At 72.2% G+C, this 14,068-nt stretch carries 14 protein-coding genes and 1 tRNA gene; 3 read left to right on the top strand and 12 right to left on the bottom strand.

All coding sequences use genetic code 11. The annotated features are described in order from the left end of the window. Positions 1-3: 3 nt before the first annotated feature. From ACERM0_RS15345 to ACERM0_RS15335, 3 genes are all read left to right on the top strand, one after another. Positions 4-1,098, top strand: coding sequence for an ABC transporter permease (locus tag ACERM0_RS15345; RefSeq protein WP_373679487.1), 1,095 nt, complete (start codon positions 4-6; stop codon positions 1,096-1,098). A gap of 98 nt (positions 1,099-1,196) precedes the next feature. Further along, positions 1,197-1,871, top strand: coding sequence for an ABC transporter ATP-binding protein (locus tag ACERM0_RS15340; protein ID WP_373679486.1), 675 nt, complete (start codon positions 1,197-1,199; stop codon positions 1,869-1,871). 181 nt (positions 1,872-2,052) lie between these two features. Continuing rightward, positions 2,053-2,580: a MarR family winged helix-turn-helix transcriptional regulator gene (locus ACERM0_RS15335; protein WP_373679485.1), complete on the top strand. Its 528-nt coding sequence runs from the start codon at positions 2,053-2,055 to the stop codon at positions 2,578-2,580. Between the two features lie 61 nt (positions 2,581-2,641). Here the strand turns inward: ACERM0_RS15335 and ACERM0_RS15330 are convergent, their stop codons facing one another. The 12 genes from ACERM0_RS15330 to recF form a co-directional block, all read right to left on the bottom strand. Then, complete coding sequence (locus ACERM0_RS15330) at positions 2,642-2,941, bottom strand: hypothetical protein (protein WP_373679484.1); 300 nt, start codon at positions 2,939-2,941, stop codon at positions 2,642-2,644. 366 nt (positions 2,942-3,307) lie between these two features. Beyond that, positions 3,308-3,382, bottom strand: a tRNA-Ile gene (locus ACERM0_RS15325). A 74-nt stretch (positions 3,383-3,456) separates the two neighbouring features. Beyond that, on the bottom strand, positions 3,457-4,182 hold the full coding sequence (locus ACERM0_RS15320; protein WP_373679483.1) for a DUF3566 domain-containing protein: 726 nt from the start codon (positions 4,180-4,182) through the stop codon (positions 3,457-3,459). A 29-nt stretch (positions 4,183-4,211) separates the two neighbouring features. After that, positions 4,212-6,794 (bottom strand): DNA gyrase subunit A, encoded by a 2,583-nt coding sequence (gyrA, locus tag ACERM0_RS15315; protein ID WP_373679655.1) that lies wholly within the window; start codon positions 6,792-6,794, stop codon positions 4,212-4,214. A gap of 181 nt (positions 6,795-6,975) precedes the next feature. Then, positions 6,976-7,290, bottom strand: a complete 315-nt coding sequence (locus ACERM0_RS15310) for a hypothetical protein (protein WP_373679482.1) — start codon at positions 7,288-7,290, stop codon at positions 6,976-6,978. Further along, the gene (locus ACERM0_RS15305; RefSeq protein WP_373679481.1) at positions 7,290-7,532 is read right to left on the bottom strand and encodes a hypothetical protein; all 243 of its coding nucleotides are present in this window, start codon (positions 7,530-7,532) and stop codon (positions 7,290-7,292) included. The genes ACERM0_RS15310 and ACERM0_RS15305 overlap by 1 nt, the downstream gene beginning before the upstream one ends. Then, positions 7,532-9,526, bottom strand: coding sequence for a DNA topoisomerase (ATP-hydrolyzing) subunit B (gyrB, locus tag ACERM0_RS15300; RefSeq protein ID WP_373679654.1), 1,995 nt, complete (start codon positions 9,524-9,526; stop codon positions 7,532-7,534). Before gyrB ends, ACERM0_RS15305 begins: the two co-directional genes overlap by 1 nt. A 281-nt stretch (positions 9,527-9,807) precedes the next feature. Further along, positions 9,808-10,731 (bottom strand): Fpg/Nei family DNA glycosylase, encoded by a 924-nt coding sequence (locus ACERM0_RS15295; RefSeq protein ID WP_373679480.1) that lies wholly within the window; start codon positions 10,729-10,731, stop codon positions 9,808-9,810. Positions 10,732-10,900: 169 nt separating this feature from the next. After that, positions 10,901-11,572, bottom strand: a complete 672-nt coding sequence (locus ACERM0_RS15290; protein ID WP_373679479.1) for a TlpA family protein disulfide reductase — start codon at positions 11,570-11,572, stop codon at positions 10,901-10,903. 20 nt (positions 11,573-11,592) lie between these two features. After that, the gene (locus tag ACERM0_RS15285; RefSeq protein WP_373679478.1) at positions 11,593-12,114 is read right to left on the bottom strand and encodes a disulfide bond formation protein B; all 522 of its coding nucleotides are present in this window, start codon (positions 12,112-12,114) and stop codon (positions 11,593-11,595) included. Between the two features lie 180 nt (positions 12,115-12,294). Then, complete coding sequence (locus ACERM0_RS15280) at positions 12,295-12,867, bottom strand: DUF721 domain-containing protein (protein WP_373679477.1); 573 nt, start codon at positions 12,865-12,867, stop codon at positions 12,295-12,297. After that, positions 12,864-14,027: a DNA replication/repair protein RecF gene (gene recF, locus ACERM0_RS15275; RefSeq protein ID WP_373679476.1), complete on the bottom strand. Its 1,164-nt coding sequence runs from the start codon at positions 14,025-14,027 to the stop codon at positions 12,864-12,866. Before recF ends, ACERM0_RS15280 begins: the two co-directional genes overlap by 4 nt. Between the last annotated feature and the right edge of the window lie 41 nt (positions 14,028-14,068).

The following is a 14,068-nucleotide window of genomic DNA, read 5'->3' as shown; positions in this document are numbered from 1 at the left end:
ACCATGCGCCTCACGCTCCGTGAACTGCGACGCCGCCCCGGCCGGTTCCTGCCGGTGGGTCTCGCCATGACGCTGCTGGTCGTCCTGTTGGTCGTCCTCGGCGGCTTCCTCGACGGCCTCGAGCTCAATCAGACCGGCGCTTTCCGCGCCCAGGGCGAGCGGCTGTGGGTCATCGACGACGGCGCCGAGCTGCAGCTCGGCCGCTCGTTGCTCGACGAGGACGTCGCCGAGACCGTGGCCGGCGTCGACGGGGTGGCCGAGATCGGCGGCATCGCGTCGTTCGTGACCACGGGCACGGTGCCGGACAGCGGCGAGGTGGTCGACCTCGCCGTCTTCGGCTACGAGACGGGCACCGAGGTACCGCCCGACCCGCCGGGTGCCGGGGAGGCGGTGCTGGACGCGCAGCTGTCCCGGCTGACGACCGGCGAGGTCGGGGACGAGCTGCGCATCGGTCCGGGCAACGAACCCGTGACCATCACCGCGATCGCCGACGACGTGTCACAGGGCGCCGTCACGGCCTGGCTCGACCTGGACGCCTGGCGTGAGCTGCAGCGTTCGGCCGCCCCCCAGGCGGCCCTGCCGCCCGGCACGGTGCAGGCGCTGGTGGTCACGCCGGCGGAGGGGACCGATCCCGTGACGCTCGCGGCCCTCATCGACGAGGCGACCGGCTCGACCACCACCGTCGACCTGGCCGGGCTGGTCGACGGGCAACCGGTCGTCGCCCAGCAGTCGGCCACGTTCCAGGGGATCATCGGCATCACGTTCGTGGTCGTGCTGCTGGTGGTGGCGCTCTTCTTCGCCCTGTTGATCCTGGAGCGGGCCCGGCTGTACGCCGTGTTGAAGGCGATCGGTGGCCGCTCGCGCGACCTGGTCGCCGGCGTCATCGTCCAGGCGCTGGTGATCGCCGTCGCCGCCCTGGTCGTCGGGGGGCTCGCCTCCGTCGCGATCGTGGCGGCGCTGCCCGCCGACCTGCCCGTCCGGCTCGAGCCGCAACGGCTGGCGACCATCGCCGTCGCCACGCTGCTGACCTCGGTCCTGGGGGTCGCTCTCGTGCTGCGCCGCATCCTGCGCATCGATCCCGCCCGGGCCATCGGCTGACCCGGCGCGCACCGTGAAGGCGTCTGCGTCGTCCACCTCCCCGTACCGCCCACCCGTCCGCGCCGCCTGCCCGCCCGCAACGCTCCCAGGAGACCCCGATGCCCGCGCTCGAACTGCAAGAGGTCCGCAAGACCTACCGCGCCGGCGACCAGGAGGTCGTGGCGCTCGATGACGTGCACCTGCAGGTCGACGACGGCGAGATGCTGCTGCTCATGGGTCCGTCGGGATCGGGCAAGACCACGCTGTTGACGGTGGCCGGCGCCCTGCTCGCGGCCGACCGCGGACGCATCACGGTCGGCGGCGACGAGGTCGGCCGGCTGAAGGAGAAGGAACTGGCCCGCTTCCGGCGTGAGCGCATCGGGTTCGTGTTCCAGAACGTCAACCTGGTGCCGTTCCTGACCGCACGCGAGAACCTGCTGGCGGTCCGCGAGCTCGGCGGCGGCCGGGTGGACGCCGGGGCCAGGCGTCGCGCCGACGACCTGCTGGAGGAGCTCGGGCTGGCGGACCGGGCCGGCAACCTGCCGAGCGCGCTCTCCGGCGGGCAACGCCAGCGGGTCGCGATCGGCCGCGCGCTGATGAACGACCCCGCGCTGGTGCTGGTGGACGAGCCGACGTCGGCGCTGGACTCCAAGCTCGGCCGCCAGGTCATGGAGCTGCTGCGCTCGGAGGTCAAGGACCGGGGGGTGGCGTCGGTGGTGGTGACCCACGACGAGCGCGTGACCGACCTGGGGGACCGGGTGGTGGAGATCGTCGACGGCCGCATCACCGGCTGAGCGCGGCGCCGGTCCGCCCGAGGCGGTCGTCGCCGGCCGGCACCCTCCGCACGTCCGGGTCCACGGACCCGACCGGCCCCGACCGTGGGTCCGAACCGCTGGCGCGCGGAGGAACGTGCGGCGGCGCCGGCGCGGCCGACGCCGTGGCGGCTTCGTGCGGCCTCGGCATCGGACGGCCTCCATGGGACAGCAGCACCCGCGGCCAGCGGACCGCTCCGTCGCGAGCGCCATCGTGGCCCTGCTGCACGCCGTGGGCACACAGATGCATGCGGCCGGGACCCGGTTCGCCGCCCGGGAGCACCTGCATCCCACCGACCTGCAGGCGCTGTCGCTGCTCGCCCGCGCCGACGGACCGATGACCGCCGGCGAACTCGCCAAGGCCCTGCAGCTGTCGACCGGGGCGACGACGCGGCTGGTGGACCGGCTGGAGCGGGCGGGACACGTGCAGCGTCGGCCGGATCGGCACGACCGCCGGCGACGCCGCATCGGCATCAGTCCGACCGCCAGGGCGACCGCGGGCGGCTACTTCGGGGAGCTGGTGGGTCGCATCGACCGAGTCGTCGCCGGGCTGTCCGAGGCCGAGCAACGGGTGGTCGAGCGCTTCCTCGACGCGCTGGTGCGCTCCTTGGAGCTGCCGGCTGCCGACCGGCCGCCGGAGCGGACACGCACGCGGCCCGGCCACCAGGACGGCGGACCGGGCCAGCGGTGAAAAGCGTCGCGGCGGTCATCCGCCGCGACGCGTTGCGTCGGCGTCGAGGCCGACGCCGAGGTCAGACCGAGCGGGGCTCTTCCCAGAGGGCCTCGTCGAGCTCCTGGTCACGCTTGCGCTTCAGGGCCACGGCGACCCCGGCGAGCACCGCCAGCAGCAGGGCGAAACGGCCCTTGCCGCCGCCGGACTCCTCCTCCTGCTCCTTGCCGACGCGCGACTTGGCCTCCTTGGTGAGGGTGTCGAACGTGTCGCCGGCCTGGGAGGTGAGCTGCTTGCCCTTCTTCTCCGCCTGCTTGCGCAGCGCGTCGGCCTTCTTCTCGAGCTTCGCGACCTTCTTGCTGAGCTTCTCGGTCTTGGCCATCGGGTGCCTCCCCGCAATGTCGGCGGCGTCAGTGGGACGCGGTCGCGCCCGAGCCTAGCCACCGGTGCGCAGCGCGCACCCGGTGTGGGCCGGACATCCGGCCGAGGGGTAGAGAACGCCGAGGCCGCCACAGAGAAGCGCGGAACCGCGCGGCTGGCGCGGACGAGGGCCGCCGGGTGACGGTTCGTGTCGCGTCGACCGAGCGGCTTCGCACCGACGTGACCGAGGAACCCGGCGGCAGCGATGGCGGCGCGGGACGAGCGCCGCCGGGTGACGGTTCGTGTCCTGCCCACCCTGCGGCTTCGCGCCAGCGCCGCCGAGGAACCCGGCGGCAGTGGAACCGAGGAACCCGGCGGCAACCGGAAGTGGGCCAAGGAGGACTTGAACCTCCGACCTCACCCTTATCAGGGGTGCGCTCTAACCAAGCTGAGCTATTGGCCCGTGCGAACGCGGGGCGCCAGGGCCCCGCGGCGACGCGCAGCGTACCGAGCCGCCGGCGACGTGGCGAACCGGGCTCAACGGGGCCCGAACAGGTCGTCGTCGCGTTCGTTGTCGCTGGGACGCTGGCCCGTGGGGGCGCCTTCGTCGATGACGAAACCGTCGGTCCAGGAGCCGGTGCCGTCGGGGTCGGCACCCAGCGGTGGGACGGGCGGCCGCCCGGTCTGCGCACCCGCTCGACCGAATGGCTCGCGCGTGGGCGTGGACGCCTGGTGGCGTGGCTCGCCGCCGGGCCGGTCGAACTCGCCGGTCCCTCGTGCCTGCCCGGGCCGGTCGAAGTCGCCGGTGCCGCGTGGCTGCGCGGGCCGGTCGAACTCCCCGCTGCGGCGGCCGGTGGTCGCCGCGCCGGCACCCGCCGCGGCGCCGGCGCGCGGGCCGACCGTGCGGGCCGGCCCGGCGGGCGTGTCGTCGACGATCCCGAACGTGAGCCCGCCGGTCAGGTCGGCGATCAGGTTGTAGAGGAAGGCCAGGAAGACCAGGACGGCAGTCTGTACCACCACCCACAGCAGCCCGAGCAGGATCAGCGCCCGGAACAGGTTGCCGGCGTTGACCCCACAGGCGGTGAACCCGACGTCCAGGGCGATCGAGCAGGCCTGGTCGACGAGTTCCAGCCGGTCGATGATCATCCACACGATGGCGGCGACCAGCAGGCCGACCGCCAGCAGCGCGAGGTTGACGACGAAGCCGAACTTCAGCACCGACCAGGGGTCGATGCGCTTCACGGTCGAGCGGCGTCTCGCCACGGGCGTGCTCCCTCGAGAGTCGTCGGAGCCTACTGCGGGGGCTCTTGGGCGTTGCCGTCCCCGTCGGCCGGGCCGGCGACGTCCGCAGCACTGGAGCCGTCGGGTTCGTCGGCGTCGACGACCAACGCGACCGCCACGACACTGGCGCCGTCGCCCGGCTTCATGAGGCTCACGCCCTGGGTCGACCGGCTCATCGGCCGCACGTCGGCCAGGCTCATCCGGATCAGTGTGCCGTTGTCGCTGACCAGCAGCACCTCGGCCTCGTAGGGGACCACGAGCGCGCCGGCGAGGCCACCGCGGGCCTCGGTGAGGCGCACCGTCTGGACTCCCTGCCCACCGCGACGTTGCGTCGGGTAGTTGACCATGGGGGTGCGCTTGCCGTAGCCGCGGTCGGTGACGACCATGAGGTAGGTGTCGTCGTCGGCGTCCTGGTTGCCGACGACCCCCATGGCCAGGACCTGGTCGCCGTTCTCCTCGGGCGCGGAGCTCTTCAGCCGCATGCCGCGAACGCCGGCCGCGGTCCGGCCCATCGCGCGCGCGTCCTCCTCGGCGAACCGGATGGCGTAGCCCTTGCGCGACACCAGCACGACGTCCTGCTCGCCCGAGGTGACGGCCACCCCGATGAGCTCGTCGTCGTCGTTGAGGTTGATGGCGATCAGCACCGAGCGGGGGGAGTCGAACGCGTCGAGGCGGGTGCGCTTGACCGTGCCCTGCTTGGTGGCGAACACGAGGTAGCGCTCGCCGGTGAAGTCCTTGAGCGACATGACCGCGGCGACGGTCTCGCCCTGCTCGAGCGCGAGCCCGGGGACGTTGGCGACGTAGACCCCCTTGGACGCCCGCGACTTCTCCGGGACCTGGTAGGCCTTGATCCGGTAGACGCGGCCCCGGTTGGTGAAGAACAGCAGGTGGTCGTGGGTCGAGCAGGTCAGCAGGGAGGCGACGATGTCGTCCTCCTTCATCTCCGCCCCGCGTACGCCACGGCCGCCGCGGCGCTGCGTCCGGAAGGCGTCGACGGGCGTGCGCTTCACGTAGCCGGCGCGGGACAGCGTGATGACGACGTCGCTGACGGGGATGAGGTCCTCGACCGTCATCGCGCCCTCGTCGGGCACGATCCGCGAGCGGCGTTCGTCGGCGAAGCGGTTGCGGATCTCGGTCAGCTCGTCCTTGATGATCGCCCGCACGCGGGACGGGTCGCCGAGGATCTCGCGCAGCTCGGCGATGAGCCGCTGCAGCTCGTCGTACTCGTCCTGGATGCGCTGGCGCTCGAGGGCGGCCAGGCGCCGCAGCTGCATGTCGAGGATGGCCTGCGCCTGCACGTCGGACAGCTCGAAACGCTCGATCAGTTGCAGCTTGGCGGCGTCGGCGGACTCGCTGCGACGGATCAGCTCGATGATCTCGTCGATGTGGTCGAGCGCGGTGAGCAGTCCTTCGAGGACGTGGGCACGGTCCTCGGCCTTGCGCAGCCGGTAGCGGGTGCGACGGGTGATGACGTCGACCTGGTGGCCGATGTAGTGGCTGAGCGCCTGGTCGAGCGTGATCGTGCGCGGTACGCCGTCGACCAGCGCGAGGATGTTGGCCCCGAACGTGTCCTGCAGCTGCGTGTGCTTGTAGAGCTGGTTGAGCACGACCTGGGCGTTGGCGTCGCGCTTGAGGTCGATGACGATGCGCATGCCCTCGCGCGAGGACTCGTCGCGCAGGTCGGCGATGCCCGAGAGCACCTTGCTGTTGACGAGGTCGGCGATCTTCTTGAGCAGGGTCGCCTTGTTGACCATGTAGGGGATCTCCGTGACCACGATGCGCTCGCGGTCACGCCCCTTCTCCGGTTCCTCGATCGTGCAGACGGCCCGCACCTTGATGGACCCGCGGCCGGTCGTGTAGGCGTCGTACACGCCCTGGTTGCCGAGGATCAGCCCGCCGGTCGGGAAGTCGGGCGCCGGCACGTGGCGCATCAGGTCGACGGCCGTCAACGACGGGTCGTCGATCAGCGCGATCGTCGCGTCGATGATCTCGCCGAGGTTGTGCGGCGGGATGTTGGTCGCCATGCCGACGGCGATGCCGGTCGAGCCGTTGACGAGCAGGTTCGGGAACCGGGCCGGCAGGACGACCGGCTCCTCCTCGTAGCCGTCGTAGTTGGGGACGAAGTCGACGGTGTCCTCGTCGATGTCCCGCAGCAGTTCCATGGCCAGCCGCGACAGGCGCGCCTCGGTGTAGCGCATGGCCGCCGCCGGGTCGCCGTCGACGGACCCGAAGTTGCCGTGCCCGTCGATGAGCTCGTAGCGGATCGAGAAGTCCTGGCCCATGCGGACCAGCGCGTCGTAGATCGCCGAGTCACCGTGGGGGTGGTACTTCTTCATCACGTCGCCGACAGCGGACGCGCACTTGCGGTAGGGCCGGTCGGGGCGCAGGCCCGTCTCGTCCATCGAGTACAGGATGCGCCGGTGGACGGGCTTGAGGCCGTCACGGGCATCGGGCAGCGCGCGCCCGACGATGACCGACATGGCGTAGTCGAGGTAGGACGAGCGCATCTCGTCCTCGATGACCACCGGTTCGACCCGGGCGGCGAGCACGCCACCGGACTCGTCGACGGGCGTGCCGTCCTCCGCGCGCGCCACGGGGTCGCCCGGCGACGGCGCGGGCGTGCCGATGGGCGTCACCTCGGGGATCTGCTCCTCCGGACGCGGGTCCTGACCGGTCTGGTCGGGGTCGTTCCCGGGCGGGGGCGTGGGTCCGTCGGACACGGGGGTCCTCCGTCAGCGGTAGCGAGTCGAGTGGTGGTCGCGAGCGGGCGCGTGATCAGCGCTCGTCGTCGTCGCGGGTGGTGTCCGTCGGCGGCGCGTCGGCGCTCCCGAAGGCCGGGTCCGAGGGGTCCGACGGCGTGCCGTCGGGCCGGTCGGGCGGGCCGGGGAAGCCGGGGGAGGGCGGCGTCGGCTGGTGGAACGTCTCGGCGCGCCGGGCGGCGGCCCAGATCAGCAACCCGGCGACGAGCGCGACAACGACGCCGGCGAGCAGGGAGCCGCTGGGGTCGAAGCCGAGGAAGGTTCCGAGCCCGGCGACGGTCGCGAACCCGATGAAGGCCGCCAGCACGGCGGCGCGCAGCGTGCGATCCATCAGGTCCTCCTCCGCAGGGCACCGTTGCCACCAGGATCGGGGGTCGTGTGATCGCCGCGGCGGGCGCGGCGGGCGGCGAGCCATCCGATCAGGAGGACGCCCGGCACCCCGGCGAGCAGCACGATGCCGAGCAGACCCGCGACACCCGACAGGTCGGCGCCGACGAGTTCGGGTGCGGTGACCAGCACGAGCACGACCAGCGCGAGCACGCCGGCACCGAGCCACAGCAGGGCACGACGCATCAGACGTCCAGGGTCGCGTACTTGGCGTTGGTCTGGATGAAGTTGCGCCGCGACTCGACGTCGTCGCCCATGAGGATGGAGAACATCTCGTCGGCGACGGCCGCGTCCTCCATCGTGACCAACTTGAGTGTGCGCTTCTCCGGGTTCATCGTGGTGTCCCACAGCTGGTCGGCGTCCATCTCGCCGAGCCCCTTGAAGCGCTGCACGTCGATCTTCTTGTCCTTGGGCAGCTGCGCGAAGATCGCGTCCCGTTCCGCGTCCGAGAAGGCGTAGAAGACCTCCTTCTTCCGCGTCGGGTGGGTGATCTGGTACAGCGGCGGCTGGGCGAGGTAGACGTAGCCGGCCTCGATCAGCGGCTTCATGTGCCGGAAGAGGAACGTCAGCAAGAGCGTGCGGATGTGGGCGCCGTCGACGTCGGCGTCGGCCATCAGCACCAGCTTGTGGTAGCGGGCCTTGGCCACGTCGAAGTCGTCCGCGAACCCGGTGCCCATGGCGGTGATCAGCGCCTGCACCTCGGTGTTGGAGAGCACCTTGGGCAGGCGCGCCTTCTCCACGTTGATGATCTTGCCGCGAATGGGCAGGATCGCCTGGGTGCTGCGGTCACGGGCCATCTTCGCCGACCCGCCGGCGGAGTCGCCCTCCACGATGTAGAGCTCGGACACCGCCGGGTCCCGGGACTGGCAGTCGGCCAGCTTGCCCGGCAGCGAGGTGGACTCCAGCAGCGACTTGCGGCGCGTGAGGTCGCGGGCCTTGCGTGCGGCGATGCGGGCCTGCGCCTCCGACTCCGCCTTCTGCACGATGAGCTTGCCCTCGGCCGGGTGCTCCTCGAGCCACTCGGCGATGCGGGCGTAGGTCGTCGTCTGCACGAACGACTTCACCTCGGTGTTGCCGAGCTTGGTCTTCGTCTGCCCCTCGAACTGGGGGTCGCCGACCTTGACCGACACGATCGCGACGAGGCCGCTGCGCAGGTCGTCGCCGGTGAGCGACTCGACTTCCTTGGAGCGCAGCAGGCCCTTGTCCTTGGCCCAGCGGTTGATGACCGAGGTGATCGCGGTCCGAAAGCCCTCCTCGTGGGTGCCGCCCTCGTGGGTGTTGATGGTGTTGGCGAACGACAGGATCGAGTCGTTGTAGTCGTTGATCCACTGGCAGGCGAGCTCGACCGACTGGGGCCCGTTGGGGCCCTGCTCCTCGGCTTCGAAGTGGATGACCGGGTGCAGGCCGTCCTTGGTCTTCGTCGAGCGGATGTGGTCGACGAAGTCGCGCAGGCCACCCGGGGCGTGGAAGACCGTCACCCGCGGTTCGCCCGGCGTGGCGTCCTCGGGCAGTTCGGTCGCGTCCAGTTCGCGCTCGTCGCGCAGGGTGATGCGCAGGCCGGCAGTCAGGAAGGCGGTGTCCCGCAGGCGCCGGGTGATCGTGTCGACCGAGAACTCGACGGATTCGAACACCTCGGGGTCCGGCCAGAACGTGATCGTCGTGCCGGTCGCGGATCCCTCGATCGTGTACTCGGCCTGGTCGGCGTCGCCGACGCGCTCGACCGGCGCCTGCGGCACCCCGCGCACGTAGGCCTGGCGGTAGAGGCCACCGTCGCGGCGGACCTCGGCGACCAGCAGCCGCGACAGGGCGTTGACCACCGAGATGCCGACGCCGTGCAGACCGCCCGACACCGCGTACGCCTGGGAGTCGAACTTGCCGCCGGCGTGGAGGACCGTCAGCACGACCTCGAGGGCGGAGCGGCCCTCCTTCTCGTGCAGGTCGACCGGGATCCCCGAGCCGTCGTCGGCGATGCGCACGCCACCGTCGGCGAGCAGGGTGACCTCGATGGCCGAACAGCGGCCGGCCAGCGCTTCGTCCACGGAGTTGTCGACGACCTCCCACACCAGGTGGTGCAGGCCGCGGGGACCGGTCGAGCCGATGTACATGCCCGGCCGCTTGCGGACGGCTTCGAGTCCCTCGAGGACCGTGATGTTCTTCGCGCTGTAGTCCCCGTTGCCCATCGCGGGAACGGGTTCGGGCACGCCGGACTCGGGGGCAGCAGCCAAAACAAGAGCCTCTCGTGGCGAGGAGACGCCGCAACGCCCGAGAGGGGGCAGCGGCAGGAACTCCCAGCCTATCAGACCGACCTTCGCTTCCAGAGGCATCCAGACGCGCTGTGGAGAACGTGACCCCCTCGCACGTACCCCACCCCGGAGACGCCCTGCAACGGCGCTGGCGCGATTTCGGCGTCCGTGCTAGGCAGAGGACGGCTGTCCTCGCACCGTTGGGCATCCCTGTGGCGTCAGGCGCCCTCGAGTTGGTCGACCGTCTTCGGCCAGTCCTCCTTGAGGATGCGCGACAGGCTGCGGTCGGCGAGCAGCTTGCCCTCCGTCTGACACCGCGGGCAGTAGTTGGTCTCGTTGTCGGCGTAGCGGATGCGCTGGACCGTGGTGGCGCACACGGGGCACGGCTCGCCGTACTTGCCGTGGACGGCGAAGTCGGGCCGGAAGGCCGTCACCTCCTCGGGGAACCCGTCGCCGGTGCGTTCGCGCAGCCGACGGATCCAGTCCGTCAGGACCGTCCGTGTCGTCGCGTGCAGGTGTGCGAGTTCCTCGTCGGTCAACTGCCGCGTGCGCTTGACGGGGGAGAGGCGCGCCGCGTGCAGGATCTCGTCGCTGAACGCGTTACCGATGCCCGAGAAGCGACGGGGATCGGTCAGTGCCCGCTTGAGCGTGCGGTTCTCCAGCCGCAACTGCTCGGCGAAGCCGTCCAGGTCGACGGAGAGCGGGTCGACCCCGCCGCGGTCGTGCTCGGCCAGCGCCGCCTCGCCACGCACGACGTGCAACGACGCGCGCTTCTTCGTGCCCGCCTCGGTCAGCAGCAGGGTGCCGTCGCCGAGCGGGCCGTCGGAGACGTCGAAGGCCGCCATGCCGAGTTTGCCGGGAATCTTGGCTCCCGCCTCGCGCCACCGCAGCCGCCCGGCGATCATCAGGTGCAGCACGGCGAACAGCGGCTCGGGCGCTCCGGGCACGTCGTCGAAGACGAACACGATCCGCTTGCCCAGCCGCCGCAGATCGGTGATCCGCTGCCCCTCGATGGCCGAGACCGGCGGGTCGAAGGTCTTCAGCAGCGAGAAGCCGGTGATGCGCAACCGGTCGAGGCGTGCGCCGACGACCCGCGGCCGCAGGGCGGCGAGGTAGTCCTCGATGTCAGGCAGCTCCGGCACCCGCGCATCGTGGCCGCCCGGCCCGCCCGACGCAACGCACCTGCGCACGGGCACCCCGCGGGCGAGGCACCGCCCGCGGACCGCCAGAGAGCAACCCGGCGCGCCGGGTGACCGTTCCGGACCGCCGCGCGAACGGCTCATGCCACCGTCGACGAGGAACCCGGCGCAATCAGGAAATCGCGTCGGCCAGTCGTTGGACCTGGGGCATGGGCAGCTGTCCGGCCGCGCGGGCGACGACCTGGCCGTCGGCGTCGACGGCGACCCAGAACGGGGTGCCCGACATGCCGTAGGTCTGCGCGATCGTGCCGTCGGCGTCGTCGACGATGGTGGCGCCGGTGTAGCCCTCGCGCTCGAGCCAGTCGGTCGGTGGCCAGTTCGGGCGGGTGTCGTCCAGGCCGGTGACGACGGCGGTGAGCTCGACGTCGTCGGGCAGGTTGCCGGCGTCGAGCCACTCGACGAGCTCGGGCAGCTCGGCCTGGCAGGCGGGGCACCAGGAGGCGAGGAACACCAGCAGCTGCGGCGTACCGGCCTCGCCGATCGTGACGTCCCGCCCGCCGTTGGCGGTGCCGGCAAGCCCCTGCCCGTCGACCTGCGGGGCGCGCTGGCCGGTGGCCGGGTCGCTCGCCGGGTCGCCCCCGAAGGGCGGCAGCGGGTCGGAGCGGACCTCCGGGCTGCCGGCGAGGTCGGCCACATGCACGGCGGAGGCGGTGTCCGAGGTGGTGAGGACGGCGATGACGACCGCCAGGGCCAGCACGGCCAGCCCGCCGAGCAGCAGCGGGAGCCGCGAGGGGGCGATCTTCTTCTTCGCCGGTGGACGTCGACGGGTCGTCGTGGCGTTCATGGCAGCCCTCCTGTGGGGCGTCAACGGCACTCGGCGGCGCCACGGCGGGCGACCAGCACGAGCAGGGAGATGGTGACGAAGCCGATGAGGGCCATCGTCGGGATGGTCAGGAAGCCGAATTCCTCGACCCAACGGATCGTGCAGGGCGCGGCGGCGTCGCAGACGCCGCCGCCGAGGGACGGCCAGCGCTCCACCGCGACGTGCCAGGCGGCGACACCGGCACCGATGGCGGCGATCGGCAGGGTGGTCAGCCAGGCGCTGACGTCCCGGCGCAGTGCGGCGACGCCGACGACGACCACGAGCGGGTACATCGCGATGCGCTGGTACCAGCACAGCACGCAGGGCAGGTAGCCGGCGATCTCGGAGAGGTACAACGACCCGCCGGTGCAGACCATCGCGACGGCGGTGGCCAGCCACAGCGCCTGGTCCCGCAGGACCGCGGGCACGCGACCGCGTACGAGCGCGACGACGCAGGCCACGGAGACACCGATGGCCAGCAGCGCCAGCAAGGCCAGCGTGCGCTCGACGACAGCGGTCAACACGGCAGGTCGTTCCTCCGGGGGTGGCCGGGAGCCACGGGCGGGCTGCGGGAAGCGTGTCGTGGCGCCCGACCCGCGGCGAGGGCAGAACGGTCCTCGGCACGAGGGACCTTCGACACCGAAGCGCGAAGACGATGTCGAGGAGGTGGTCGCTGGACGGCGCCGGTCGGTTCCCGGCGGTGCTCAGCGGGCGTCCGGCTCCCGCCGACCCTCGAGTGGTCCGACGGTCAGCCGCAGCTCGCGGACCGCCTGCTCGCCCAGCACGGCCCGGGCGTTGGCGAGCAGCTGGGTGGTCAGGTACCGCAGCTGGGTCGCCCACACCTGCGACTCGGCACGGATCACCAACGTGCCGCCAGCGAGCCGGACGGGTTCGCAGCGGGCGGCCAGCTCCGGCCCGACGATCTGCTCCCAGTGCGACCAGGCGCTCGCCCCGCGCAGGCGCTCCTCCCACCCCTTGCGGCGCACGAAGGTCTGGAGGCTGTCGCCGATCGCCGTCGGCCGGCTGATGCGGCGGATGCCGTCGGTCTCCTCCTCGGCGACCGTCCAGTCGTCGTCGGAGGGGGGTGACGGGTCGAAGGCCCGCCGCTCGAGCGCCGCGCGGTCGCGGGCCTGACGGGCGCGCTTGCGGGCATAGACCTGCTCGTCGCGGTCCTGCCAGCCGGCACGGCGGGCCTCGACCGTCGGATCGCGCCGCTCGGCTGCGCGGCCCTCGCGACCTCGCCGGCCACCGCGCCGGTTGCCCTGAGCGCCGGTCACGTGGCACCGCCGGCGCGCGGCGAGACGGAGGAACGGCCGTCCTCGATCCGCACGTCCACCTTGGCACCCTGCAGGGGGACGTCCTCTTCGACCGCGGCCGTGACCAGGACCTGATCGAAGCGCTCGCAGGCCGCGGCCAGCCGCTTGCGGCGGATCGCGTCCAGCTCGGCGAAGACGTCGTCGAGGAGCACGACGGGTCGATCGCCGACGTCGGCCAGCACCTCGAACGTCGCGAGCTTCAGGGCCAGTGCCAGCGACCAGGCCTCGCCGTGGCTGGAGTAGCCGCGGGCCGGCAGCGTCCCGATGTGCAGTTCCAGGTCGTCGCGGTGGGGACCGACGAGGCTCACGCCACGGGCCAGTTCGTCGCCGGCAGCGCGCGCGAGCGCCTCACGCATGGCCGCGGCGATCGGGGCCGGGTCGGGGACGACGCCCGCACCGACGTCGGCCAGGTCACCGGCCGAGGACCGGTAGGTCAGCCCGACCGGCTCGGGCCGGTCGGCGAGGTCGCGGTAGAACCGGTCGACCGGTCCGGCCAGCGTGCGCACCGCGGCGAGCCGGGCCGCGATCAGCTGGGTGCCGTGCTGGACGAGCTGCTCGGTCCACACGTCAAGGGTCGCGGTGGCGGCCTCGCGCGCCGAGGGCGGCAGGGACCGCGCCTGTTTGAGCAGCTGGTTGCGCTGGCGCAGCGCGCGCTCGTACTCGCTGCGGGCGGCCGCGAACGCGGGGCGGCGCTGGGCGAGCAGCTCGTCGAGGAAGCGGCGGCGCTCGGCCGGATCGCCCCGGACGATGGCGACGTCCTCGGGAGCGAACAACACGACCCGCAGCACGCCGAGCGCCTCGGCCGCACGTCGCACGTCGTGCCCGTCGACCTTCGTCCGCGTGCGCCGGCCGGATCCGAGCTCGAGCTCGAGCGTGCGCCGCCGCCCCTCGTCGGTCTCCACCTCCAGCCGGATCACGCCCACCTCGGCGCCGGCACGCACGAGCGGGCCGTCACCGGCCACCCGGTGGGAGGAGCCGGTCGCGGCCCGCTGAACGGCCTCGAGCAGGTTGGTCTTGCCCTGGGCGTTGGGTCCGATCAGCACGCAGACGCCGGCCGGCAGGTCGAGCCGAACCTGCTCGTAGGACCGCACGTCGCGCAGTTCCAGGCGACGCACGTGCACGCGGAGCTCCTGACGGGGACGGGGGTGGCCGGGCCGCAAGC

Source organism: Egicoccus sp. AB-alg2, assembly GCF_041821065.1.
Classification (GTDB): Bacteria; Actinomycetota; Nitriliruptoria; order Nitriliruptorales; family Nitriliruptoraceae; genus Egicoccus.
This window is presented reverse-complemented; position numbering and strand designations above follow the sequence as displayed.